This window comes from Pseudomonas sp. PB120, assembly GCF_009761815.1.
In the GTDB taxonomy this organism is placed as follows: domain Bacteria; phylum Pseudomonadota; class Gammaproteobacteria; order Pseudomonadales; family Pseudomonadaceae; genus Aquipseudomonas.
This window is the reverse complement of record NZ_RWIN01000021.1, coordinates 18382-45210: the sequence shown is the minus strand read 5'-3', so window position 1 is coordinate 45210 and position 26829 is coordinate 18382. Positions and strand designations below refer to the sequence as shown.

4 protein-coding genes are annotated in these 26829 nt (G+C 64.1%); 1 reads left to right on the top strand and 3 read right to left on the bottom strand.

Annotated elements, in window-relative coordinates:
- Positions 1–196: 196 nt before the first annotated feature.
- Positions 197–2674, top strand: coding sequence for a TonB-dependent siderophore receptor (locus EJA72_RS03345; RefSeq protein WP_157710119.1), 2478 nt, complete (start codon positions 197–199; stop codon positions 2672–2674).
- A 275-nt stretch (positions 2675–2949) separates the two neighbouring features.
- On the opposite strand, the gene EJA72_RS03340 is transcribed toward EJA72_RS03345, so the two are convergent.
- The 3 genes from EJA72_RS03340 to EJA72_RS03330 all read right to left on the bottom strand — a co-directional run bounded on the left by EJA72_RS03340 (position 2950) and on the right by EJA72_RS03330 (position 26829).
- Complete coding sequence (locus EJA72_RS03340; RefSeq protein ID WP_157710118.1) at positions 2950–3912, bottom strand: alpha/beta hydrolase; 963 nt, start codon at positions 3910–3912, stop codon at positions 2950–2952.
- Between the two features lie 187 nt (positions 3913–4099).
- Positions 4100–15856 (bottom strand): non-ribosomal peptide synthetase, encoded by an 11757-nt coding sequence (locus tag EJA72_RS03335; RefSeq protein ID WP_157710117.1) that lies wholly within the window; start codon positions 15854–15856, stop codon positions 4100–4102.
- Complete coding sequence (locus tag EJA72_RS03330) at positions 15856–26829, bottom strand: non-ribosomal peptide synthetase (protein ID WP_157710116.1); 10974 nt, start codon at positions 26827–26829, stop codon at positions 15856–15858. Before EJA72_RS03330 ends, EJA72_RS03335 begins: the two co-directional genes overlap by 1 nt.

The window sequence follows — 26829 nt, the reverse complement described above, 5'->3', positions numbered from 1 at the left end:
CGGCCCCAAAAAGAGGGCCTGCTACGCAGTCCAGCGGGAGCAAGCTCCCTCGCCACAGGTAAGCCTCTCTTCTCTGTTTCATCTTTCTGAAATTTATTTGCCCGGTTTCTTTCCGGTTTTCCACCCCTGCCACGTCTAATAATCATTCTCATTAACAAAAACTCTGCACACCACTTTTCAGGAGCTCAGGTAAGTAATGCGACCTCAAACCCGCCGCACACCTCTCGCGCTGGCCGTACAGCGTCCGACTTTGCACCGTACCCTGTTCACCAGCGTCCTGCTGACCGCCACCTTGCTGGGGAGCTCGATGGCCAATGCGGCGCCGGTAAAAGTGAGTATTGCGGTCCAGCCGCTGTCCAGCGCGCTGACGGAACTGGGCATGCAGACCAACCTGCAAATCCTCTACAGCCCGGACCAGGTGGCCGGGATCAAGTCCCGTGCGGTGTCCGGTTCGCTGGAGCCCTCCCAGGCCCTGTCGGAATTGCTCAAGGGCACCGGGATTTCGTTCCAGATCAACGGCAACACCGTGACGCTGGTGTCCGGCGGCGGTTCCAGCCTGCAACTGGGCGCCACCACCATTTCCGGCCAGGCCCTGGGCCTGACCACTGAAGACACCGGTTCCTACACTACTGGCGCCACCACCACCGCGACCAAGCTGCCGCTGACCATTCGCGAAACCCCGCAATCGGTGACCGTGGTCACCCGTCAGCAAATGGACGATCGCGGCGTCACCAGCGTTGCCGACGCACTGCGCAACACCCCGGGCGTCACCACGCAAAAGTACGACAGTGACCGCACCGAGTTTTCCGCGCGAGGCTTCGCCATCACCAACTTTCAATACGATGGCGTCAACATTCCCTACGACGGTGTCTACGGTGAAAACCCCAACAACAGCGACGACGCCGCCAGCCTCGACCGCATCGAAGTCATCAAGGGCGCGACCGGCCTGATGACCGGCGCGGGTGACCCCTCCGCCACCGTCAACCTGGTGCGTAAAAAGCCGACCAAGGAATTCAAGGCCTCGATCAGTGCCACCGCCGGCTCCTGGGACAATTACCGCACCGTCGGCGACCTCTCCGGGTCGCTGAACGATACCGGCAGCGTGCGCGGCCGTTTCGTCGGTGCCTACCAGGACAAAGATTCCTACATCGACCATTACAGCCAGAAGAAAGACCTGTTCTACGGCATCCTCGAAGCCGATCTGACGGACGACACCCTGCTGACCCTGGGCGTCGACAAGTCCAGCGCCACCCCGCGCGGCAGTTCCTGGACCGGCAACGCCCCATACTTCAGCGATGGCGGCCGTACCGATTTCTCTCGCAGCTTCAACCCGGGTGCCGACTGGAGCCGCCGTGATTTCGACAGCGTCACCTACTTCTCATCGCTGGAGCAGGCCCTGGGCAATGACTGGAAGTTCAAGGCCAGCTTCGACCAGAAAACCACGGATCACGACACCCGCCTGGCCTCGGCCAGCGGCGGCAGCCCGGACCGCGCCACGGGCGAAGGCATGTTCCTTTACTGGGGTCGCTGGGAAGGTCATCGCGTGCAGAACACGGCTGACGTGAACGTCTCCGGGCCGTTCACCCTGGGCGGCCGCGAGCATGAAGTGGTGGCCGGCTTCATGACGTCCCACTCCCGTCAGACCGGTGCGACCTTCGACACCAGCGCCTTCGGCGAAGTACCGGGCAGCATCTATGACTGGAACGGCGATCTGCCGAAACAGGACTTCCCGAAAAACGGCAAGTACGAACGCACCCAGAGCCAGAACGGTATTTACCTGGCCACGCGCCTGCGTCCGACCGACGACCTGTCGTTCATTCTTGGCGGCCGCCTGAGCACCTACAAGTACAACGAGGATTACAGCTACTACCCGGGCGCCGGCCTGGCCGACACCCACGCCAGCTACAAGGAACATGGCGTTGTCACGCCTTACGCCGGCGTGGTCTATGACCTGAACGATACCTACTCGGTCTACGGCAGCTACACCAGCATCTACCAGCCACAGATCTACCAGGACGCCAGCGGCAAAACCCTGGACCCGGTTGAAGGCGACAGCTACGAGACCGGCCTGAAGGCGGCTTACTTCGAAGGCAAGCTGAACGCCAGCCTGGCCTTCTTCCGCATCGAGCAGGACAACGTCGCCGAATACGTCACCACCACCGTTGACACGGGTCGCGACGTTTACAAAGCCATCTCCGGCGCCACCACCAACGGTGTGGAACTGGAACTGGCCGGTGAACTGGCCGAAGGCTGGAACCTGTCGGCTGGCTACACCTACGCCCGGACCCGCGACAAGGACGAACAACGCATCTTCGGTTTCCCGCTGGCCTCCAGCAAACCGGAACACGTGGTGCGCACGTTCACCACCTATCGCCTGCCGGGTGCACTGGACCAGGTCACCGTCGGTGGCGGCGTCAGCTGGCAGAGCGCGTTTTACGGCCAAAGCTACAGCCCGAACCTGGGCGGCGGCGAAGGCGGCAACACCATGCTCAAGCAAGGTGGCTACACCCTCGTGGACTTGATGACCCGTTTTCAGTACGACGAACACCTGAGCTTCACCGCCAATGCCAACAACGTCTTCGACAAGAAGTACCTGACCGGCCTGGGCAACTTCGGCACCACGTTCTACGGCGAGCCGCGCAACCTGCAGCTCACGGCGAAGTATGATTTCTGAGCGGTAGGCTGAAATGAAAAAATGCCCGCTTCGTGAGAAGCGGGCTTTTTTTTGCCGGATGGTTTGTGTTGTCTGTGATACCGCTATCGCGAGCAGGCTCGCTCCCACAGGGGATCTTCAGTGGCCACAAAAATTGTGTTCCCACAGGTCTAATGTGGGAGTGAACCGGCTCCGGGCGGCGTTCCGACGATGAGGCCTGTGCAGTCAACATAAAACCATTTCCCGGGCACAAAAAAACCGCCACCCCTGCCCCAGGAATGGCGGTTGCCTTTACCTCACCTCCAAACCCGCAAACGAACCCACTCCGCCACGTGCGCATGAATCCCCTCCACCTCACTCAACAACCCGCCCATGCGCATAAAGTCATGGGTCATGCCCGGTTGCTCCAGCAGCGTCACGTCGTTGCCGGCGGCGCGCAACAGGTCGGCATACGCCAAACCTTCGTCGTGCAGCGGATCATGCCCGGCCAGGTACACCAGCGCCGGTGCCACGCCCGACAGGTCCTGCGCCAGCAACGGCGAGCAGCGCCAGTCCGCCAGGTCCTGGGGCGTGCGGGCGTAATGGGCATAGAACCAATCCAGCGTCGGTGTTTCCAGCAAGAACCCTTCGGCGAAATCCCGGTGCGAGGCGCGTTTGCTCGTAGCATCCGTCACCGGGTACACCAGCACTTGCACCTTGGGCTTCAGCGCCAGTTCTGCAGGTTCACGCACCGCCATGATCGACAACACCGTGGCCAGCGTCGCGCCCACGCTGTCCCCGGCCAGCGCCACCCGGGTCGCGTCCAGGCCATGTGCCGCGCCCTCTCGCGCCAGCCAGTTGCCCGCGTCACAGGCGTCTTGCACCGGCGTCGGGAAACGCCATTCAGGCGCCAGTCGATAATCCACGGTCAGCAACGCAAACCCGCCTTGTGAGGCCAGCCGCCGGCACAACGCGTCATGGGAATCCAGGCTGCCGACCACGTACCCGCCGCCATGGAAATACAGCATCACCGGCTGCAATCCGTCGACTGTCTGCCCATCACGGTACAGCCGCGCCGACAGGCTGTGGCCATCCCGTGCGGCAATCGTGAAGTCCTCGCAGGACACGCTGTCCAGCGGCACATCGAGAAACCCCGACGCCGCTTCAAAATCGATCCGCGCCTGTTGCGGCGACTGTTCATGCATCGCACGGCTTTTGCCGGTCAGGCGACCGAACTCGGCGAGTTCGAGAAAAGCTTCAAGTTCTGGCAACACGGCCATGGGGGGAATCCTTTACATAAAGTGGGAATGTCGAGTGATGAGCTTTTGTGGCGAGGGAATTTATCCCCGATGGGGCGCGCAGCGGCCCTAAAAAATGGGACTGGTGCGCAGTCCATCGGGGATAAATCCCCTCGCCACAAAAGCCCATCACCACGGGTCATGTGTTGTGCCTTCTAAAGTGTGGTTGTCATGCAATCGCCACGCGTTGCTCCAGCAAGTCCTCCAACTCATCAAGCAACTCATCCCCACGCAGCAACTCGTAATGCCCACCCGCCAACAAACGATCAACACCATGGCTACCAACCTGAGCCTCAAACACGCGACGCTCATCGTCGCGCCCGGCCACCCACCAGCGATGGGCCGTGGCCTGGATCGCGGGCAATTGCCGATGCGCCAGCGCCAGTTGCTTGAGGCGTGAGCCGGTGGCGAAGATCTGCGTGAGCTCCCCCGCCCCCAGCGCTGCATGCCCATTGGAGCCATGCATGGCCGCCTCGATCACCGCCACGGCGCCTTCGCGTTCGTTCAGGTCGGCGGCTTTCAAGGCAATCAGTGCCTGGGCTTCATCGTCCGGCAAACCGAGCACAAACGTCAGGAAGTCACCCAGATCCTCGCGCCAGTCCCCCGCCTCGGCGGTGCCCGCCACGTAGCTGTCGACCAGCCCGGCAAACGCGACCGTTTCACCTTGGGATTCCAGTTCGTGAGCCACCAGTTGCGTCAACGCGCCACCCAGCGACCAGCCCAGCACGTAATACGGCCCGTGGGCCTGCTGACAGCGAATGCGTTGCGCGTAGGCCTGGGCCATCGCCAGCAGCGACGCTTCCTGCCAGTGCGGATCGAGCAACATCCGGCATTGCACGCCGTAGACCGTGCGCCGGCCTTCGAGGCGTCGTGCCAGCGGCTCATAGTCGAACACCGTGCCGAAACCGGCGTGCAGGCAGAACAGCGCCGGCACGTCGGGAATTCGTGCGTTCAGCGCCAGCAACGGGTCCGGCGCCGTGGCAACCGTCTCGGCCGCCTGATAGCCGCTGAGCTCGGCGATGCACGGTTTCTGCATCAAATCCCGCAGCTTCAATTCGAAACCCAGTTGCGGCTGGCTGCGCACCCGCGAGATGACCTTCAGCACCTGCAACGAGTCGCCGCCCAGCTCGAAGAAGTTGTCGTCGATGCCCACTTGCGGCACGCCCAGCACCTCTTGCCAGATCGCAACCAGCGCCGACTCCAGCTCATTGCGCGGCGCACGATAACCGCCGAGCGCCCATTCAGGCGTCGGCAGTGCGCGACGATCAAGCTTGCCGTTCGCCGACAGCGGGAAGCGCTCCAGCACCAGGATTCGCGCCGGCACCATGTAATCCGGCAGTTGTGCTTGTAGCTCGGTTTTCAAACGACGGTCCAGCCCGACCACTCCAGCCGCCACTACATAACCGACCAATTGCTTGCCGGTCGGCGTGTCATGCACCACCACGGCGGCATCCTGCACGCCTGCGCACTCACGCAGACGCGCCTCGATTTCGCCCGGTTCGATGCGGAAACCGCGGATCTTCACTTGCTGATCCAGTCGCCCCAGGTAATCGATCAACCCGCATTCACGCTGGCGCACCAGATCACCCGTGCGATACATGCGGCCACCGGCCTCGAACGGATCAGGCATAAAGCGCTCGGCACTCATGCCGGGACGCTGGTGGTAACCGCGCGCCAGGCATTCGCCGCCCAGGTACAGCTCGCCACTGACACCGACCGGCAACGGATTGAGGTCGGCATCCAGCACGTACAAGCCACGCCCGGCCACCCCACGCCCAATCGGCGCATACGCCGCCTCACAGGTTTCGCGGGCCTCGGCACGCCATAACAACGGCGTGACCACCGTTTCAGTCGGCCCATAACCATTGACCAGACGCTGCGGACGCAAGGCGCGTTTGACCTGCTCGAAACTGGCCTCCGGCACCGCGTCACCGCCAAAGCAATACACCTCGACCGCCGGCGGATTGCCCACACGCTCGGCCACTTCGGCCATCTGTTGCAGGTAGGCCGGCGGGAAGCAGGCGACGGTCACGGCATGCCGATGCAACACGTCCAGGGTCTGTTCCGGTGTCCACAAGCTGTCATCGCGGATCACCAGGCTGCCCCCGGCCAACATCACACTCAGCCAGCGCTCTTGCGCACCGTCGAACGCGAACGACATGAAGTGCAGCTCGCGACTGCGCGGTGCCAGCTCATAGAGGTCGATGATGCCGCGGCAATGCCGGGCAATCGGCCCGCGTGCCACCGCCACGCCCTTGGGCTGACCAGTGGAACCGGAGGTGTAGATCAGGTACGCGAGGTGCCCCGGCAACGGTCGTTTCACCGGGCACCCCGCGCTGTCGGTGAAGATCAACTGATCGAGCAACACACGTGGCGGGCTGTCGGGCAACGTCAAGCGATCACCGAGATTGCTGTCGCAGAGCAGCAGGCTGGCCGCCGAATCGCTGAGCATGTAAGCCAGACGCTCGGCCGGGTACGCCAGGTCCAGAGGCAAATACGCCGCCCCGGCCTTGAGCACCGCGAGGAACGCGACAATCGTCCGTTCCGAACGGGGCAATGCCACGGCCACCAGGCTTTCCGGACCAATGCCGCGAGCGATCAACCGCTGCGCCAGCCCGTTGGCCTGTGCATCCAGCGCCGCATAAGTGACGTCCCGATCTTCACAGATCAAGGCGATTTTCTGCGGTTGCGTGCGCACATGCTGATCGAACGCGTGCAGCAAATCGCTGTTGTCGGCAGACGCCTGCGGCAGGCTCAACCGCGCCTCAGGCAAGCCAATGTTGCCGAGCAGGCACGTGGCGTCCTCCGGCAACGCCCGCAACAACCCTTCGAGTTGCGCACGAATCCGCTCGACTTCCAGGTCGCTGAAGCGATCCCGCAGGAACAGGTATTCGACTTCCAGGCCTTCTTCGTTGGCGCTGACCATCAAGTCCATCGGGAAGTTGGTGACACCGCCGCTGCCGACTTCGGCGAAGCGCAGCTCACCTTCCTCGCCGCCGCGCAACGCACGGTCCACCGGGTGGTTTTCGAAGACGATGATGCTGTCGAACAAGCCTTGCCCACCCTGCCCGGCCCAACGCTGAATGTCCGACAACGGCGTGTGCTCGTAGTCGCGGACCATCAGGTTGTAATCCTGCAAGTCGCGCAGCCACTCGCCCAACGGCTGTTGCGGGTCGAGGGTCTGGATCACCGGCAAGGTATTGATGAACAGGCCGAGCATGTCCTGCGCCCCGACCAGCCCGGTCGGACGCCCCGCCACCGTGGCGCCGAACGCGACGCTGCGCTGGCCGCTGTGGCGTTGCAGCAACAACAGCCACGCGCCTTGCACCAGCGTATTCAACGTCACGCGCTGACGCTTGGCGAAGCGGTGCAGTTTGCCCGTCGCCTCGGCGTCGAGGTTGCTGTACATCACGCCGTGACCGGAACCTGCGGCACCGGAAGCCTTGGCCAGAATGGTCGGTGCTTCGAGCAACGCCAGTCGCTCGCGCCAGAAGCTTTCGGCCTGCGCGCCGTCCTGGCGTTGCAGCCAGGCGATGTAGTCGGCGTAACGGCCGGTCAGGGTCGGCAGGCTGTCGTGGTGATACAGGCGCAGCATGTCGCCCAGCAGACGCGACGCACTCCAGCCGTCCAGTAGCAAGTGGTGATAAATCCAGATCATCTGGTAACGGTCTTCACCCAGGCGCACCAGCACAAAGCGCATCAGCGGCGGGCAACTCAGGTCGAAGCCCTTGGCCTGTTCGGCGGCGGCCAGTTCGCTCAACGCCTGCTCGGTGTCGTTGCGGTCGCGCCAGTCGAGCTCTTCAATCGGCAACTCGACGTCGGTGAACACCGCTTGCAGCGGATCGGCCAAGCCGTCACGCCAGCGGAACGCCGCGCGCAGCACCTCGTGACGCGCCACCAGTGCCTGCCAGGCCGCACGGAAACGCGGCACCTGCAAACCGTCCACCGCCACGCTCAACTGATTGACGTAGGGGTTGAGCTCCGGCGAATCGAGGCAATGGAACAACATGCCTTGCTGCATCGGCGACAGCGGATACAAGTCTTGCAGCCCTTCACGGGCAGCCACGTCGAGGTGCGACACCAGCGAGAACGCCTCGACGGTCGGCGATTCGACCGGCGTCGCTTCGCGGCTGACGGCCACGGCGGCCAGTGCACGGATGGTCTGCTGCTCGAAAAGCTGCTTCGGGCTGAATACCAGCCCACGCTGCCCGGCCCGACTCACCGCTTGCAGCGAGATGATCGAATCACCGCCCAGTTCAAAGAAGTTCTCGGTGACGCCCACCGACTCCAGCCCCAGCAATTCTTGCCAGATTTCCACCAGCAACGCTTCGGCCGGCGACGCGGCGGGCACTTGATCCTGGTGCTGCCGAATGGCCTCCGGCGCGGGCAGGCCCTGACGGTCGAGCTTGCCGTTCGGTGTCAGCGGCAACGCCGCCAGGCACATCAGATGCGCCGGCAGCATGTGCGCCGGCAAACGGCTGCGCAGGTGAGTCGTCAGCGCTTCACGCAAACCCTGCTCGTCGGCAAGCGGATCGCGAGGCACCACGTAGCCGACCAGTTGGCGGCTGACCGGGCCTTCGCGATCGATGACGAACGCTTCACGCACCCCCTCGTGTTCGAGCAGGCAGGCTTCAATTTCGCCGAGCTCGATTCGGAACCCGCGAATCTTCACTTGCTGGTCGATCCGGCCAAGGTATTCAACGACGCCATCGGCACGGAACCGCGCGAGGTCGCCGCTGCGGTACAAACGCGCGCCTGGCACGAAGGGGTCCGGCACGAAACGTTCAGCCGTGAGGTCCGGCCGTTGATGGTAACCCCGGGCCACGCCCTCGCCACCCAGGTACAACTCGCCCGCGACGCCTACCGGCAAAGGCTGCAAGCCACCGTCGAGGATATAGGCGCTGCGATTGCCGACCGGCCGGCCAATGGGCATGAACGCCGAATCAAATTCGGTCTCGGGATACGCCAGCCAGATCAGCGGCGTGATCACGGTTTCGGTCGGGCCGTAGCCGTTGATCAGGCGCTTGGGTTGCAGCACTTGCTGGACCTCATCGAACGCATGCTTGGCCATGCCTTCACCGCACGGCGTATAGGAACGGATCGGCAGATCACGCCCCGCTTCGCCCATGAAGTCGGCGATCTGCCCCAGATAGGTCGGGGTGAAACAGGCGATGGTGATGCCGTGCTTTTCAATCTCGGCGCAGGTGCGCTCCACGCTCCACAACTCGTCATCGCGAGGCATCACCGCCGAACCGAACACCAATGGTGTCAGCCAGCGCTCGTGGGCGCCGTCGAAGCTGATCGAGGCGAACTGCAACTCGCGGTCGTCCGGGGTCATGCCATACAACTCGCCAATGGCCAGGCAATGCATGGCCAGCGGACCGTGGGCCACGCTGACGCCTTTCGGCCGGCCGGTGGAGCCGGAGGTGTAAATCAGGTACGCGAGGTTTTCGCCGCACGTCAGGTTGACCGGATTGCTTTGCGGCATCAGGTCCAACGGTTCGCAGTCGATGTCCAGCACCGGCAAGCCATCCGGCAATGGCAGTTTTTCCCGCAACCACGACTGGCTGAGCAGCAGTGAAATGCCGCTGTCCTGCATCAGGTAGCGCAGGCGCTCGGCCGGGTACGCCGGGTCCAGCGGTACGTAGGCGCCGCCGGCCTTGAGGATCGCCAGCAGGCCAATGATCATTTCCGGCGAACGCTGCATCGCCAGGCCGACCCGCACTTCCGGGCCGATGCCCAGTGCACGAAGGCGATGGGCCAATGGGTTGGCACGACGGTTGAGCTGGTCGAAAGTCAATTCCAGGTCGTTGAAGATCAGCGCCGTGGCGCCCGGCCGAATGTCGGCCTGGGCTTCGATCAACTGGTGCACGCACAGCGGGTTTTCCGCCGCAGTGAACGCCGGGTTCCAGTCGAGCAATTGCTGCTCGCGTTCCGGCGCGGTCAGCAGGTCCAGTTCACTCAACGCCGCCTGTGGCGCGGCGACCATCGCCGTCAGCAACGCGGCCAGGTGCTCACTCATCCGCGCAATCGCCGCGCTGTTGAAATGCGCGCACTGGTAGCTCCAGTGCAGGCTGAACTGGTGTTCAGCGGTCGCCGCCAGGGTCAGCGGGAAATTGGTGCGTTCGTGGTTCTGCGGGATAGAGAAACTCAAACCGGCAGGCGCGCCCTGTTGCAGCGCCTCGGCGACCGGGAAGTTCTCGAACACCAGCAGGCTGTCGAACAGCGGTTCACCGGCACGCCCTGCCCAGCGCTGAATGTCGCCCAACGCGGTGAATTCGTGCTCGCGCAATTCCAGGTTCTGCGCCTGCAAACGGGTCAGCCACTGGCCGACGCTCTCAACCGCGTCCGGCGTGCTGATCACCGGCAAGGTGTTGATGAACAGGCCGAGCTGGCTTTCCGCCCCCGGCACATCCACCGGACGCCCGGCCACGGTCGCGCCAAACGCGACGCTGCGCTGGCCGCTGTAGCGTTGCAGCAACAGCGCCCACGCGCCCTGGACCAAGGTGTTGAGGGTGACTTTTTGCTGCCGCGCAAACTCGCTGAAGCGCTGGCTGGTGGCGACATCGAAGGTCTGGCGATGGTCGGCGAATGCTGTTGTCGAGTTGTCGCCATGGGCGAGGCTTTGCGCCAACAACGTCGGGTTGTCGAGGGTCGCCAATTGCTCGCGCCAGAACAGCTCGTCGGCGTGCGCATCCTGACGTTGCAGCCAGCCGATGTAATCGGCGAAACGTCCGGTCGGTGCCTCCACGGCTTGCCCGGCATAACGCTGCAGGACTTCGCTCAGCAGCAGCGAATTGCTCCAGCCATCGAGCAACAAATGATGGTGGGTGTAGATCAGCTGCTGACGCTCATCGTCGAGTCGCACCAGGGTCAGGCGCATCAGCGGCGCCCGGGCCGGATCGAGTTGCAAGCGTTCGCTGTCGAGCAGTTGCGCCAGCGCGTGGGCCTGATCGCTGCGGCCGCGCCAGTCGAGGCACGTCACCGGCAACTGCAGATGACGATGGACCAGTTGCACCGGCGCCTCGAAACCGTCAGGGAAATGGAAACTGCTGCGCAGGATCGGGTGGCTGTCGAGCACCGCTTGCCACGCACCGCCCAAGCGCTCGGCATCCAGGCCACCGGCCTCGACGCTGAGCTGGTTGACGTACGCGCCGCCCTCCGATTCGTAGCGGCTGTGGAACAGCAAACCGGCCTGCATCGGCGACAGCGGATACACGTCCTCGATCTGCGCCGGCGGCACCGGCAGCCCATCAAGTTGCGCCTGGGTCAAGCGCGCCAGCGGGAAGTCCGCCGGGGTCACGCCGCCCGCTCCGTCGCTCAGGCAATGGGCGATCAGCGCCAGCAATTCGCGCTGGTAATCGGCGGCCAGCGCTTCGATCTCGTGCAGGTCGAAGCATTCGCGGCTGAAGGTCCAGTCGAGTTTCAGTTCACCGCCGTAGACCTGGCCGTCCACCGACAGCCAGTTCGGCAACGGAGCGTCCGCCGATTGCGCAGCACCGCTGGATTCGCGCGCCGGGGCGAACAGCGCGTCTTCGGCGAAGCTCTGGTCGAACTGGCCGAGGTAGTTGAAGGTCACCCGCGCTGGCGGCAAGGCGGCCAACGCCGCTTGCGCCGAGGCATCGCCCAGATAGCGCAACAGGCCGTAGCCCATGCCTTTGCCGGGGATGTCGCGCAGTTGCTGCTTGATCGCCTTGATCGAGCCGGCGAGGTCGGCGGTCGGCGTCAGGCGCACCGGGAACAGGCTGGAGAACCAGCCGACCGTGCGGGTCAGGTCGATGTCATCGAACAGGTCTTCGCGGCCATGGCCTTCGAGCTGGATCAGCGCCGAGGCGTGCCCGGTCCAGCGGCTGAGGGTGCGGGCCAGCGCCGTCAGCAGCAGATCGTTGACCTGCGTGCGGTAGATCGCCGGCGCCTGTTGCAGCAATTGACGGGTCTGTTCGCGGTCCAGGCCGATGCTGACGCCCTGGCGCAAATGCCCGGCCTGGCTCGCTTCGGCATGGGCGGCGGGCAGCGATGCCTCGGCGCAACCCAACTGTGCTTGCCACCAGTCGAGTTCGCTGGTGGCGGCTTCGGAGCGTGCATACACCTCGAGTTTGTCGGCCCAGGCCTGGAACGCACTGGTCTTGGGCGGCAGCTCTTGCCCCTGGTACGCGGCCTGCAAATCTTCCAGCAATACTCGCCACGAAACGCCGTCCACCGCCAAATGGTGGATCACCAACAGCAAGCGCTGCGAGCCATCAGCCTGGGCGATCAATGCCACGCGCAGCAACGGACCGTCTTGCAGGCTGAGGCTGCGTTGCGCTTCGTCGCACACCGATTCCAGCGAGGCATCGCTGGCCACGCGGGCGGTCCAGAGCATGTCAATCACGTCGGCGCTGTCCGCCCCGACATAACGCGCCGACCATCGGCCATCGACCTGACTGAAGCGCAAACGCAAGGCATCGTGCTGCTTGAGCAGCCGTTGCAGCGCGGCTTGCAGGCGCGGCAGTTCGAGGGTTTCACGCGGCACCAGCAGCACCGCCTGGTTCCAGTGCGCGCGTTGCGCAATGGGTTCGTCGAAGAACCAGCGTTGAATCGGCGTAAGTGTTTGCACACCGTCCACCGGCCCTTGCGGCGCGAGCGGTGCGGCCTGTTCTTTGACCACGGCAGCCAGGGCCTGCAAGGTTGGCTGCTGGAACAGGTCGCGCGGTTGCAGGCTGAGGCCGGCACGACGGGCACGGCTGACCACCTGGATCGAAATGATCGAGTCACCGCCCAGTTCGAAGAAGTTGTCCAGACGCCCGACCTGCTCCACGCCCAGCACGTCCTGCCAGATCTGCGCCAGCACCTGTTCGTGTTCGCTGCGCGGCGCTTCGAACGCACGCTGACTGACCGGCGCGGTGGGCGCGGGCAAGCGCTTGCGGTCGAGTTTGCCGTTGGGGCTCAGGGGCATGTGTTCGATCAGCACGGTCTGCGCCGGCACCATGTAATCCGGCAGGCTGGCGAGCAAATGGCTTTTCAGGGCTTCACGCCAAGCGCCTTGTTGCTCGGCAGTGGCGCCAAGCAATGCCGGGGACTGCGGCACGACGTACGCCACCAGTTGCTTGCCGCTCGGGCCGTCGAGGGCCAGGACCACGGCATCCTGAACGTCGACATGTTCTTGCAGGCGCGCCTCGATTTCGCCCAGCTCAATACGCAAGCCGCGAATTTTCACCTGGTGGTCGATACGTCCGCAGTAATAGATGGCGCCGTCCGCGCGATAACGCGCCAGGTCCCCGGTGCGGTACAGACGCTCGCCGCTGCCGAACGGGTCGACCACAAACCGCTCGGCGGTCAGCGCACCGCGTCGGTGGTAACCGCGCGCCAGGCCGACGCCGCCCAGGTACAACTCGCCCACCGCGCCCAGCGGCAATGGTTGCAGTTCACTGTCGAGGATGCAGGTGCGCAGGTTGGCAATCGGACGGCCAATCGGCACGCTGTCGCGACCTTCCTCCACGCACGTCCAGTGGGTGACGTCGATGGCCGCTTCGGTCGGGCCGTAGAGGTTGTAGAGGCTGGCTTGCGGCAGGCTGCGCAAGGTCTGGCGTTGCAGCTCCATCGGCAGCGCTTCACCGCTGCAAATGATCCGTTGCAGCGAGGTGCAGGCCAATGATTCGTCGGCACTGATGAAGGCCGAGAGCATCGACGGCACGAAGTGCAGCGTGGTGATCGCCTGCTCGACGATCAATGCGGCGAGACGTTGCGGGTCGCGATGCTCACCCGGCGCGGCAATCACCAGGGTGGCGCCCTTCATCAGCGGCCAGAAAAACTCCCACACCGACACGTCGAAACTGAACGGGGTCTTTTGCAGTACGCGGTCGCTCGGCAGCAGTGTGTAGGCCTGCTGCATCCATTCCAGGCGGTTGTGCAACGCGACATGGCGGTTGCCCGCGCCTTTGGGTTTGCCGGTGGAGCCGGAGGTGTAAATCACGTAGGCGAGGTTTTCGGCGACGGCCAGGTTGGTCGGATTGGTGTCCGGCAGATCGCTCAGCCAATCGACCTCGGCTTGCAGGCACACGGTGCGCACGCTGTCCGGCGTCGGCAATTGCGCCAGTAAATGGGCCTGGGTCAGCAACAGCGAAATGCCGCTGTCCTCGATCATATAGCTCAGGCGATCCAGCGGGTATTCCGGGTCCAGCGGCACATAGGCGCCACCCGCCTTGAGGATCGCCAGCAGGCCGACGACCATTTCAAACGAGCGGTCGCAGGCAATCCCCACCAGCACTTCCGGGCCGACACCCTGGGCGCGCAAATGATGGGCGAGGCGGTTGGCGCGCCGGTTCAGTTCGCCGTAACTCAAGCGTTGGCCCTGGAACACCAGCGCCGTGGCGTCAGCGTTTTCAACGACCCGTTGCTCGAAATGGCGCTGCACGCAGACGTCGCCCGGGTACGCCTGAGCGGTGTCGTTGAGCCCGTCCAGAATGCGCAGGCGCTCGTCGGCGTCCGCCAGCGGCAGTTCCGCCAGCGGACAGTGCGGGTTCGCCAGCACGCCGGCCAACAGGTTGCGCCAATGCCGAGCAAGGTGTTCGATGCGCTCGGCGTCAAACAAATCGGTGGCGTAGGTCAGGCTGGCGAACAGTTTGTCGCCCTCTTCCTGGGTGTCCAGTTGCAGGTCGAACTGAGTGGTGTGGGCCGTGGCGTTCAGCGCTTCGACGCGCAGGCCCGCGAGCAGCCCGCTGACCGCTGCCGGTTTGGCTTGCTGGTGATTGAACATCACCTGGAACAACGGGCTGTGGCTGAGGCTGCGTTCACCTTGCAACGCTTGCACCAGCCGCTCGAACGGCAGGTCCTGATACGCCTGGGCATCCAGCGATGCGGTGCGGGTCTGGTCAAGCAACTGGCTGAAGGGCAGGCGCCCGTCCAGCTCGGCGCGCATCACCTGGGTGTTGACGAAGAAACCGATCAGGCCCCGGGTTTCGGCGCGATTGCGGTTGGCAATCGGCACGCCGACTCGCAGGTCGGACTGGCCGCTGTAGCGATAGAGCAACGCTTGAAAACTCGCCAGCAACAGCATGAACGGCGTGACGCCGCGCTGTTTGGCCAGGCTCATCAGACCGCTGGCCAATGCGCCATCGAGGGCGAAATCCAGACGGGCACCGCGCTGGCTCGGTTGCGCCGGGCGCGGGCGATCAGTCGGCAATTCGAGTAGCGGTTGTTCGCTGCCCAGCGTGGCACGCCACCAGTCGAGCTGACGCTCCAGCTCGCCCGCTTCCATCCAGCGCCGTTGCCACAGGGCGTAGTCGGAATACTGAATCGGCAACGCGTCCAGTACAGCGTTCTGCCCTTGGCAATGGGCGGCGTAGAGCCGGGAAAACTCTTCCACCAACACGCCCATCGACCAGCCATCGGTGACGATGTGGTGCAAGGTCAGCAATAGCACATGGTCTTCGGCATCGAGTTGCAGCAGGCTGACCCGCAACAGCGGGCCGTGCTGCAGATCGAACGAGCGGGCGATGTCCTGCTCGACGCTTTTCAGGGCGAGATCGAAGCGCGTTTCCTGAGGTTCGCCGCGCAGATCGATCTGTTCAATCGGCAACGAAGTGAACGCCGCCAGCGTCTGCGCCACCTGACCGTCGTCCTCGACAAACCGGCTGCGCAGGCTCTGATGCCGCTCCAGCAGCACGTCGAAACTCTGTTGCAACGCCTCGATATTCAGCGGCCCATGCAAGCGCAACGCGGCAGGAATGTTGTACGCCGGGCTCTGCGGGTCGAGCTGCCAGAGGAACCACTGGCGCTGCTGCGCATACGACAGTTCGAAGCTCGATTGCGGTTCGGCCGCCGGCGGAATCGGCAGTTGGCCGAAGCTCACGCCCTGCGCTTGCATGCGTGTCAGAAACTCGCGACGTTTGTCGGCAGGCAGGCCGGCGAAGCGGGTGGCGATACGCTGGGCAGTGCTGTGTTCCATCAGTTGATCTCCATCTCGTCGAGAAGCGACTCAAGCGCATCAAGACGTGCATCGTTGTCAGCCGGGGCATGTTGCCCGGCCAGGGCGGCATAAGCCTGAAGGTCGGCGGATTCGAACAGCGCACGCAGCGGCAGCTCGATGCCCAGTTCCAGTTCCACGCGGGCACTGGCCTGGGCGGCGAGCAGCGAATGCCCGCCCAATTCGAAGAAGTTGTCGTGCCGGCCGATCTGCGCCACGCCCAACACGTCGGCCCAGATCGCGGCCAGTTGCTGTTCAAGTTCGCCTTCGGGGGCGACGAACGCTCGTTGCCAGGCCTGCGCGTCGGGCAGCGGCAAGGCCTTGCGGTCGAGCTTTCCGTTGCCGGTCAGCGGCAAGCTGTCCAGCAGCAGCCAGTGGCTCGGCACCATGTAGTCAGGCAGATCGACCTTGAGCGCGGCGCGCAAAGTGTCGCGCCAGGCCATCGGGTCGTGCGGGGTTTGTTCGGCAACGACATAGGCGCAGAGCTGCGGCCCGCCCTCGCCGACGTGCACGCTCAACACCGCCTGACGCACGCCCGGTTGGGCCAGCAGCGCGGCTTCGATTTCGCCGAGCTCGATGCGGAAACCGCGAATCTTCACTTGCTGGTCGATCCGGCCGAGGTAATCGATGCTGCCGTCGGCACGCTGACGCGCCAGGTCGCCACTGCGATAGAGCCGTTGCGAGGCCTCGAACGGGCTCGGCACAAAGCGCTCGGCGGTCAGGCCGAAACGCCCGTGATACCCCCGCGCCAGGCCGGCGCCGGCGATGTACAACTCGCCCGCCACGCCCACCGGCACCGGCTGCAACTGGCTGTCGAGCAAGTACCAGCGCAGGTCGCGGACCGGCAGGCCAATCGGGCTCTGCGCCTTGCCGTCGAGGTCGGCCAGACGAATCGCGCGGTAGGTGACGTGCACCGTGGTTTCGGTGATGCCGTACATGTTGACCAGGGTGGGCTGCTGGTCGCCGAAGCGGTCGAACCAAGGGCGCAGGCTCGCGACTTCCAGTGCTTCGCCACCGAAAATCACCTGACGCAGCGCCAGGCTCCGTGGGCTGGCACAGGCGATCGGCAACAACTGGCGGAACGCGGTCGGCGTCTGGTTCAACACCGTCACGCCCTCGTCGCACAGCAACTGGTGAAACGCCTGCGGTTCGCGGCTGATGTAATACGGCACGATCACCAGGCGCCCGCCGGTGCACAGCGCGCCAAACAGCTCCCACACCGAGAAGTCGAAGGCGTAGGAATGAAACAGCGTCCAGACGTCGTCCGGCCCGAAGTTGAACTCGCCAGCGGTGGCCGAGAGCAGGCGCCCGACGTTGCCGTGGCTGAGCAACGCGCCTTTCGGCCGGCCCGTGGAACCGGAGGTGTAAATCACATAGGCCAGGTTGTCCGGGGACGACCGCGCTGTCAGGTTGTCGGCACTTAAGGCGTCCAGCGGCAACGACTCCAGGCTGAGCACCTGCACGCCGTCGCAGGCCGGCAACGCGTCGATCAAGTGCTGTTGCGTCAGCAACAGGGTGATGCCGCTGTCCTCGATCATGTAGCTCAAACGCTCAGCCGGGTATTGCGGATCGAGCGGCACGTAAGCGCCACCGGCCTTGAGAATCGCCAGCAAGCCGACCACCAGCGGCATCGCACGCTCGGTAGCAAGGCCGACCCGCACTTCGGGGCCGACGCCTTGCTCGCGCAGTTTTCGCGCCAGGCGGTTGGACTGGGCGTTGAGCGCGGCGTAGGTCAGGCGTTCGCCTTCGTAGACCAGTGCGACGGCGTTCGGTCGTTGCGCGGCTTGCGCTTCAAACAGCTGATGCAAGGTGGGCGACGGCGGTTGCGTTTCGAAGGACGGATTCCAGTGCTCGATCAGTGCAGCGCTCTGCGGCGCTTGCAACAGCGGCAATTCGGCAACCCGCTGCTGCGGATCGTCGACCACTGCACGCAACAGGTTCAGCCACTGCTCGGCGAAGCGCGTCATCGACGCTTCGTCGTACAGATCCGTGGCGTACGTCAGGCTGGCGTCCAGCGTGTCGCCCTGCTCCTGGGTGTCGAGCACCAGGTCGAATTGCGTGGTGTGTTGCTGCCAGTGCAGACGCTCGACCTGCAAACCGGCGACGCGGCGTTCGACACTCGCGCCCAGTTGCTGCTGGTGGTTGTAGAGCACCTGGAACAACGGGCTGTGATTGAGGCTGCGGTCCGGCTGAAGTGCCTCCACCAACTGCTCAAAGGGCACGTCCTGATTCGCTTGCGCGCCCAGTGCCGTGCGTTTCACCTGTTGCAACAAGGTGCTGAACGGCTGCTGCCCGTCGATCTCGGCGCGCAGCACCTGGGTGTTGATGAAGAAGCCGATCAGGCCTTCGGTTTCAATGCGTGAACGCCCGGCACTCGGTACGCCGACGCTGATGCCCGACTGGCCGCTCTGGCGATGCAGCAAGGTCTGGAAACTCGCCAGCAACAGCATGAACAACGTCACCTGTTGTTCCTGGGCCCGTTGACGCAAACCGGCGAGCAAGTCGCGATCGACGTTCAACACCAGACTCGCGCCACGCTCGGTACGCCGGGCCGGGCGGGTCAGTTCGCTGGGCAATTCGAGCGGCGTTTGGCTGCCGGCCAGTTGCTCGCGCCACCAGTTCAGTTGCCGCGCGCCCTCGCCGGCCTCCAGCCAGTCGCGCTGCCAACGGGCATAGTCGCTGTAGTTCACCGGCAGGCTGTTCAGGTTCGCGGCATGGCCTTCTACGGCTGCCTGATACAGCGTGCTGAACTCATCGACCATGACCTGCATCGACCAGCCATCGGCGGCGATGTGGTGCACGGTCAGCACCAGCACGTGTTCATCCGTGTTCACTTGCAGCAGCAACACCCGCCACAACGGGCCGTTGCGCAGGTCGAACGGGCGGGCGATTTCTGCGGCTACGGCCTGGTCGACCGACGCCTGATCGAGTGCGCGTTGTTCCAGTTGCAGCGCCAGATGCTCGTGCAAAATCGGACTGGCCTGCTGGCCATCCTGTTCAAACGTGGTGCGCAACGTCTGGTGGCGGGCCTGCAACTGAGCGAAGGCTTCGCGCAGTGCATCGCCATTCAGCGAGCCCTTGAGGCGCAGCGCGGCCGGGATGTTGTAGGCCGGGCTCTGGGGGTCCAGCTGCCAGAGAATCCATTGACGTTGCTGGGCGTAGGACAGCAGCGGCGGCTGATCGGCAGGGGCCGGCAGCAATTGCGGTTGGCCATTGCTGCTCGCCAGCGCCGCACGCTCGGCAAACGCCGCCAGGTTCGCCGCCGAGAACAGGCTGCTCACCGACAGTTCCAGCTGCAACTGCTGACGCACCCGCGAGATGACCTGCAGCACCAGCAACGAGTGCCCGCCCAGTTCGAAGAAGTTATCGGTGCGCCCCACCTGCTCGACCTGCAACACGTCTTGCCAGATCAGCGCCAGTTGCGTTTCCAGGCCTTGGCCCGGGGCCACGAACTCACGCTGTGCAGCGCTGGCCTCAACGCGCGGTAACGCTCGGCGATCCAGTTTGCCGTTGTTGTTGAGCGGCAATTTGGCCAGCAGGATCAGGTGACCCGGCACCATGTATTCAGGCAGCGACTGGCGCAAAACGGCCTTGAGGTGTTCAAGGTATTGCGACGGCAAATCGACCGCGTCGGCGGCCACCACATACGCCACCAGTTGCGTACCGTCCTGCGCGATGACCGCCGCTTCGTGCACGTCCTCGCGGGCTTGCAGGCAGGCTTCGATCTCGCCCATTTCGATGCGGAAACCACGGATTTTCACCTGATGGTCGATACGCCCGACGTATTCCAGATGTCCTTCAGCGTTGTAGCGTGCCAAGTCGCCGCTGCGGTACAGCCGCGCCCCCGGCTCACGGGCGAACGGGTCAGGCAGGAAACGTTCAGCGGTCAGCGCCGGGCGATCAAAGTAGCTTTGCGCGAGGCTGGCGGCTGCGCCGATGCACAGTTCGCCCACGCCGCCGGGCGGCAGCAATTGACCGGCCGGGTCCAGCACGTACAGCGAGCGGCCGGCGATGGCACGACCAATCGGAATGCCAAAGGCGTCGCTGGCGTCTTCAAGCCGGCATTCGTGAACACTGGAAACCACGGTCGCCTCGGTCGGGCCGTAGGTGTTGAGCAGTCGCACGTGGCTCAAGCCGGCCTGATGCCACAGGCGCAACCCTTCGACCGACATCGCTTCGCCGCCGACATGCACCTGACGCAAATCGCCAAGATCACGCACCACGTCGCTTGCGCATTCCCGGGCCAGCAAGTACCAATACGCGGCTGGCAGGTCGGCCACGGTCACGCGCTGTTCGACGATTTCGGCGGCGAGACGGCCGGCGTCCCACATGTCATCGCCGCGCATGATCAACGCCGCACCAACGCACAGCGCCGGGAAACATTGCTCGACGAAGCCGTCGAAGCTGAAAGTCGCAAACTGCAACACGCGGTCCGACGCCGACAGCCGCGAATAATCGGCAGCGGTCTGGCAGAACTCGCGCAGCGCGGCGTGGGCGATGGCTACGCCTTTGGGCTGACCGGTGGAGCCGGAGGTGTAGATGATGTAGGCCAGGTTTTCAGCGACCGCGTTGTTTTGCGGATTGCTGTCGGGGTAGCCGGCGCTGTCGTCGAGGGTAAGACGAAGGACGCCGGGGGCATCTTCCAGCAGACCAGCCTCAGACAGCAGCAGGTCGAGGCGGCTGTCGGCGATCATGTAGGCCAGGCGTTCAGCCGGGTATTTCGGGTCCAGCGGCACATAGGCCGCGCCGCTTTTCAGCACGGCCAGCTGGCTGACGATCAAGTGCGGGCCACGGTGCAGGGCCAGTCCGACGCGCTTGCCGGGGCCGGCACCGTTTTCAATCAGGCGATGGGCCAGGCGATTGGCCTGGGTGTTCAATTGCAAGTAGCTCAGGGACTGACCCTCGACCCGCAACGCCAGCGCGTCCGGGGTGTTGGCAGCCTGGGCGGCGATTTGTTCGTGTACCAGAAGGGTTGTGGATAACTCGACCGGCAGCGCCTGGCTGATACCGAGCAACTCGTCTTTGCCATCGACTTCGAGCAGTTCCAGCGCGCCGAGTGCCGCGTCCGGCAGCGCCACCAGTTGCGTCAGCAGGTGCTGCAGATTGGCCGACAATTGCGCGATTTGAGCCGCATTGAACCGCGCCCTGTCATAGCTGAAATCCAGGCTCAGGCTCGCGCCGAGTTCGATGCCCAGCGTCAACGGATAATGCGTGCGCTCGTGATTATGCAGGTTGCCGAACGACAGCCCGGCCGGCGCGCCTTGCTTCAGCGCTTCGGCCACCGGGAAGTTTTCGAACACCAGCAGGCTGTCGAACAACGCCGAGCCCTGCTGCCCGGCCCAGCCCTGAATGTCGTACAGCGGCACATGCTCGAACTCACGCATGGCCAGGTTCAAACCTTGCGGCTCGCTCAACCATTGGCTGACAGTGCAATCCGGTTTCATCACGCACACCAGCGGCAGCGTGTTGATGAACAAACCGAGCTGCTCTTCGATCCCCGGCAGCGGCGCCGAACGCCCGGCGACCGTGGCGCCGAACACCACGCAATCCTGGCCGGTGTAGCGATGCAGCAACAGGCTCCACGCCGCTTGCAGCACGGTATTGAGGGTGACTTTCTGCTGACGGGCGAACTCGGCCAGGCGCTGGGTGGCGCGACTGTCCAGCGCCACGCGGTATTCCGCGCTGCCCTCGTTACCTACCGGCGGACGCAGGGCTTCGGCCAACAGCGTAGGCGCTTCAAGCGGCACCAGCGCGTTTTTCCAGAACTGCTCGCCAGCGACAGCCGATTGCTGCTGCAACCAGCCCAGGTAGTCGCGGTATTGCCCGGTCGGTGCCGGCAGCGATTGCCCGACGGCATAGTGTTGAATCACTTCGGCCAGCAACTGCGCGTTGCTCCAGCCGTCCATCAGGATGTGGTGGCTGGTGTAAATCAGGTGCCAGTCCGTGGCACCCGTGCGTACCAGTTTCAAGCGAAACAGCGGCGCATTGTCCAGTTCGAAACCCAGGGCGCGCTCGGCGTCGGCCAGGGTATCGGTGTCGGCGCTTTCAAGCATTTCGAGGGGCAACGTGACCTGACGGGCAATCGCCTGGTGCGCCACGTCGAGGCCTTGCCAGTGGAAGCGGCTGCGCAGAATGTCGTGACGTGTCAGCGCGGCCTGCCACGCCTGGGCGAAGCGCTGCGGATCGAGGCCCTGGATGTCCAGGCGCAGTTGACTGATGTAGGCGCCGACCTCCGGTTCATGGAGGGTGTGGAACAACATGCCCTGTTGCATCGGCGACAGCGGGTACAGGTCTTCAAAGGTGGCGACCGACAAATCATCGAGCTGCGCCTGACTGATGCGTGCCAGTGGGAAGTCCGACGGTGTGGCGTGTGCGGTCTCCAGCACGCAGCAATGATCGATCAGCGCGTTGAGTTCCTGCGCGTAATCATCCACCAGGCGCTGGAGGGTCGCGGTGTCGAACATCTCGCGGCTGAAACCCCAGCTCAGGGACAGCTCACCGCCGTAGACCTGGCCTTCGACCGTCAGCCAGTTGCCCAGCGGTGCCGAAGGGTCCTGCGCCACGCCGTTGCCCTCGGTGGACGGCACGAACAGCGCGGCTTCGTTGAACTGACGGTCGAACTGCCCCAGGTAGTTGAAGGTGATGCGCGGTTGCGGCAAGGCCGCCAGTTCAGCGCGCATCGCCGGGGTACCGAGGTAACGCAGCGCGCCGTAGCTCAGGCCCTTGTCCGGCACGGCGCGCAGTTGTTCCTTGATGGTTTTGATCGAAGCGCCGAGATCGCTGCACGGTTGCAGATTGACCGGGAACAGGCTGGTGAACCAACCCACCGTGCGGGTCAGGTCGATGTCGTCGAACAGGTCTTCGCGGCCATGGCCTTCGAGTTGAATCAGCGCACTGCCCTGCCCGCTCCAGCGGCACACCGCTCGTGCCAGAGCGGTCAGCAGCAGATCGTTGACCTGCGTGCGATAGGCCGCCGGAGCCTGTTGCAGCAACTTGCGCGTTTGCTCGGCGTCGAGTTTAAGTTCGAGTTTTTGCTCGTAGCGATTTTCCAGCGCGCCGTTCGGGCGGTCGCACGGCAGTTCGTTGCGTGCGTCGCGCAGCTGGGTTTGCCAATGACCGAGGCTGTTTTCAAACACCGGCAGATGATCCTGCAGGTGTGCAACCCAACGCTGGTAGGTGCTGGTTTTCGCCATCGTCAGGTTGCCGCCGCGGTAGAACTGCTGGAAGTCTTCCAGCAGTACGCGCCAGGAAACACCGTCCACCGCGAGGTGATGAATCACCAGCAGCAAGCGTTGAGTGCCATCCGCCATCGCCACCAGCATCGCACGCAGCAGAGGACCGTTTTGCAGATCGAGACTGCGTTGGGCCTCGTCGCAGAGGTCGTTCATTTCTGCAACCGACTGCGCCTGACGTTGCCACAACACCGACGCCGTGGTCGGCGCGGCGTAGGCTTGCTGCCAGCCGTTTTCCGTCTGTTGGTAACGCAGGCGCAGGCTGTCGTGATGGGTCAGCAGTTTTTCCAGGGCTTGATCCAGTGCCTCGACGTTCAACGCCTCGCGCGGCACCAGCAACAGCGACTGGTTCCAATGCTGACGCTCTGGAATGGCTTGCTCGAAGAACCACTGCTGCACCGGCGCCAGGGCCACCGCGCCACTGGCCGGACCTTGGTCGATCAGGGGCTGCTCGCCGCTGCGGGCCGCCTGGGCCAGGCTGCGAATGGTCTGGTGCTGGAAAAGGTCCTTGGGGCTCAACACGATCCCGGCCTGACGCGCACGGCTGACCACTTGCATGGACACGATGGAGTCGCCGCCCAGTTCGAAGAAATTGTCTTCAAGGCCGACGTTGTCGATGGTAAGTACGTCTTGCCAGATCGCGGCCAGTGCTTTTTCAAGCGTGCTGCGCGGCGCGATGTGTTCCCGCTGTGCCTGCGAACCGTCGACGGCCGGCAGGGCCTTGCGGTCGAGTTTGCCATTGGGTGTCAGTGGCAAGTGCTCGAGGAACAACAGGAACGCCGGGACCATGTAATCCGGCAAGTGCTGCCGCAGGGCTGCTTTCAGAGTTTCCCGCAGGGTCACTTGAGCATCGGCATCGGCCAATAACGCCGGCTCGGTCGGCACGATGTAGGCGACCAGTTGCTGGCCGCTGACGCCTTCCTGCGCCAGCACCGCCAATTCGCGCACGGCTTCTTGCTGCAACAGCCGCGCTTCGATTTCACCCAGCTCGATGCGAAAGCCACGGACCTTGACCTGATGATCGATGCGTCCGACGTATTGCAGCGTGCCGTCGGCCCCGTAACGGGTCAGGTCGCCGGTGCGGTACAGGCGCTCGCCGTTGCGGGCGAACGGGTTGGGCACGTACTTTTCGGCGGTCATGCCCGGACGCGCCAGGTAGCCACGGGTGATGCCCGCGCCGCTCAGATACAGTTCGGCCGACACGCCTTGCGGCACCGGTTGCAGCTCGGCGTCCAACAAATAGCTGGCGGTGTGTTTGAGCGGTCGACCAATGTTCGCGCTACCGCCAGCGTCGCGTCGGGTCCAGGTCGAATACGTGGTGTCTTCCGACGGACCGTACAGGTCATAGACGTGCTGGATGGTCGACTGCTCGTACAGCGCGTCCACCAGGCTTTGCTTCAGCGGCTCGCCGGCCAGGTTGATGATGCGCACGCTCGGCGGGATCTGCCCGTCGCGCTGCAACGCATTGATCGCCGACGGCACGGTGTTGATCAGGCGCACCTGATCACGGGCCGGCAATTGCGGCAACTCCAGGGCATTGCGGGCGATGATCACCGACCCGCCGTTGGCCAGGGTGACGAACAGCTCCCACACCGACAGGTCGAAGCACACCGACGTCGAGGCCAATACCCCCTGGATGTCCTCGCGGCTGTAGACCGTTTTCGACCAGTCGATCAGCGCCAGCACGTTGCGATGGGCGATGGCCACGCCTTTGGGTTTGCCGGTGGAGCCGGAGGTGTAGATCACGTAGGCCAGATTATCGGGCGTGACACGGGTGACCGGAGCGCTGGCCGGGTACGCGGTCAGCAGCGGTTCGATCTCGTCCAGCAACAGCACTTGTGTGCCGGCAGATACGGTCAAGGTCGCGGCCACCGCGTGTTCGGTCAACAGCACCAGGGCGCGGCTGTCTTCGAGCATGTACGCGACGCGTTCGGCCGGGTAATCCGGATCCAGCGGCACATAGGCGCCGCCGGCCTTGAGCACTGCGAGCAACGCGACCAGCAAGTTTTCCGAACGCTGCATCGCCACGCCGACGCGGACTTCCGGGCCGACGCCCAGCTCGATCAGTTTGTGGGCCAGGCAATTGGCCTGAACGTCTAGTTCGGCGTAGGTCAGGTGCCGGGTGGCGAAGGTCACTGCCCGTGCCGTTGGGCTGGCGGCGGCTTGCTGGCTGATCAGTTCATGGATGCACAGGTCTTGCGGGAACGGGTCATCGGCGCGATTCCAGTCATGCACGATGCGCTGGTATTCCGCGTGTTCAAGCAGCGGCAAATCGCTGATGCGCTGTTGCGAATCCGCGACCATGCCTTGCAGCAGGTGCGTCCAGTGCTGGGCCATACGCGTGATGGTGTCGGCGTCGAACAGGTCATTGGCGTAGGTCAGCGCCGCGTGGAGCTTGCCGCCTTTTTCATAGGTGTCGAGAGTCAGGTCGAACTGCGTGGTGCGCCCTTCCCACTCGATCGCACCCAACGTCAGGCCGGACGCGGTGCTGATGCTGGACATGTCCGCGACCTGCGGCTGGTGGTTGTACATCACCTGGAACAGCGGCGTGTGGCTGAGGCTGCGTTCCAGCTTCAGCGCCTCGACCAGGCGCTCGAACGGCAGGTCCTGATGGGCCTGGGCGCCGAGGGCAGTTTCCTTGATTGTACGCAGCAGGTCGGCGACGCGGGTCTGGCCGTCGAGCGTGGTACGCAGCACCTGGGTGTTGACGAAGAAGCCGATCAGCCCTTCGATTTCCGCGCGGTTACGGTTGGCAATCGGCACGCCGACGCGGAGGTCGGTCTGCCCGGTGTAACGGTGCAGCAGCACATTGAACGCACCGAGCAACAGCATGAACAGGGTGATGTTGTGCTGCTGAGCGGTGGTGCGCAGTTGCTCGGCCAGTTGCCCGTCGACGGCGAATTCGTAACGGGTACCGCGATGGCTCGGCATCGCCGGGCGTGGGTGGTCGGTGGGCAACTCCAGCACCGGATGCTCGTCGCCCAGTTGTGCTTGCCAATAGTCGAGTTGACGCGCTTGCTCACCGGCCTCCAGCCAGCGCCGCTGCCACAACGCGTAGTCGCTGTACTGGATCGGCAAGGGCGCGAGGTGCGGTTGTGTGCCCGCCGCAAACGCGTCGTAGCAGCGGATGAATTCGTCGATCAGCACGTTCATCGACCAGCCATCGGAAACGATGTGGTGCAAGGTCAGCAGGAGCACGTGTTCCTGCTCGGCGAGCTTGAGCAAGGTGACGCGCAGCAATGGGCCGGTGGCTAGATCGAACGGCAACACAGATTGCTGCGCGGCGGCCTGGGCGACGGCCTGTTCGCGCTCCGCGACCGGCAATGCGCTGAAATCCACCTGCTCGATGACCAGCGGTGCGTTGGCCGGTACTTGCAGCAACGTCTCGTCGGTCTGACGCTGGAACACCGTACGCAGGGTTTCGTGACGGTCTACGAGGGTGACGAACGCTTGTTCAAGCGCCGGCAGGTTCAAGCGCCCGGTCAGGCGCACCGCGCCCGGCAAGTTGTAGGCACCGCTTTGCGGGTCCAGTTGCCAGAGAAACCACATGCGCTGCTGAGCGTACGACAGCGCCTGGCGATCCTCGGCCTCGACGCCGGCAGGAATCGGAAACCGGGCGAAATCAACGCCTTCCTTGTGCAAGGCCGCAAGGAACATCTGGCGCTTTTCCAGGGGCAACCCGATAAACCGGCGAGCAAGTTTCAAGGCGTCATCAGCATTCAT

Bases quoted from the DNA above. Each gene is read 5' to 3' on its own strand.
- EJA72_RS03345 (WP_157710119.1), top strand. From the start codon at position 197: ATGCGACCTCAAACCCGCCGCACACCTCTCGCGCTGGCCGTACAGCGT.
- EJA72_RS03340 (WP_157710118.1), bottom strand. From the start codon at position 3,912: ATGGCCGTGTTGCCAGAACTTGAAGCTTTTCTCGAACTCGCCGAGTTC.
- EJA72_RS03335 (WP_157710117.1), bottom strand. From the start codon at position 15,856: ATGGAACACAGCACTGCCCAGCGTATCGCCACCCGCTTCGCCGGCCTG.
- EJA72_RS03330 (WP_157710116.1), bottom strand. From the start codon at position 26,829: ATGAATGCTGATGACGCCTTGAAACTTGCTCGCCGGTTTATCGGGTTG.